Source organism: Streptomyces poriticola (assembly GCF_036689765.1).
Taxonomy (GTDB): domain Bacteria; phylum Actinomycetota; class Actinomycetes; order Streptomycetales; family Streptomycetaceae; genus Streptomyces; species Streptomyces poriticola.
This window is the reverse complement of sequence record NZ_JBAGKH010000092.1, coordinates 1-963: the sequence shown is the minus strand read 5'-3', so window position 1 is coordinate 963 and position 963 is coordinate 1. Positions and strand designations below refer to the sequence as shown.

At 66.0% G+C, this 963-nt stretch carries 1 protein-coding gene; it reads left to right on the top strand.

Going from position 1 to position 963, the window contains the following annotated elements; all coding sequences use genetic code 11:
• The first annotated feature begins 207 nt into the window (after positions 1–207).
• Positions 208–594 carry a nuclear transport factor 2 family protein gene (locus tag V5O46_RS31575; RefSeq protein ID WP_332888166.1) on the top strand — a complete coding sequence of 129 codons (387 nt, stop codon included), beginning with the start codon at positions 208–210 and terminating at the stop codon, positions 592–594.
• The last annotated feature ends 369 nt before the right edge of the window (positions 595–963 follow it).

Here is a 963-nt window from a genome sequence, read left to right as displayed (position 1 = left end):
TGGCCGGCTCCCCGCAGGCCCGTCAGTAACCCCAACCACCCTGGTTACACCGCTCGTTTGACAGGCCCCGCCTCCGTGAGCGAGGTGGTCGGCGACTGAGTTTCCTAGCCCGGGTGAACGGGGCGGCGCCGAAGGCCAGGCTTGATCATTGATCGGGCAGATGAAATCGGTTGCGACATGAACCGTGAGTCCGGTGAGGATACGTCCATGGACGGTGCAACAGACGATGTGAACCAGGCGATCGCGGGCGAGTTGCAGCTCATGGACCCGCATGTCCGCGCCTCGCGGGAACGCGCCGCGCAGCTTCTCGACCCGGAGTTCGTGGAGGTCGGCGGGTCGGGACAGCGATGGACATATGAGGAGATGCTCGCCGAACTGGCTGACCACGCGGGCAGTGCGGCGGATGGTCCCCGCTATGAGCCATCGGAAATCTCGGGAGTGCGGCTCGCGCCGGGTCTGGTGCACCTGACCTTCGAGACCATGCTCGGCGAACGCAGGACCAGGCACAGTTCGATCTGGCGCAGGACGGATCAGACCACAGGCTGGCGGATGTATTACCACCAGGCCACACGCGTGCCGCCCGGAGTGGACTGAGACCACCGGCACCTCGCCGACGAAAACGACACCTTGCCGACGACCGCCCCGCCGGAACACCCACCGACGGGGCGTCGTCGTCCCCGTCCGTCGGCATCGTGAACGCCGCCTTCGTCGGCATTTTCAGCGCCGGGCAACAAGTGGTGGGGTGTGGTGTATTGCCTGGCGGGGGGTTTGCGGGCTGGGTTCGTGGTGGTGGCTGGGGGTTGGTGTGTAGGTGTTTCTGGGTGGGGTGTCTGTGTCCGGGGGTTTTCGGTGCGGGTGGTCTTTGTGTATGGGCTGGGGGAGTCTGTGAGGGTGGTGGTGACGGGCCGGTTGTTGGTCGGGGTGGGTGGGTTGCGGGTGGTGTGGGCGAGTGGTGGGGGTTGG

Coding starts and splice junctions, on each gene's coding strand:
- V5O46_RS31575 (WP_332888166.1), top strand. CDS start 208: ATGGACGGTGCAACAGACGATGTGAACCAGGCGATCGCGGGCGAGTTG.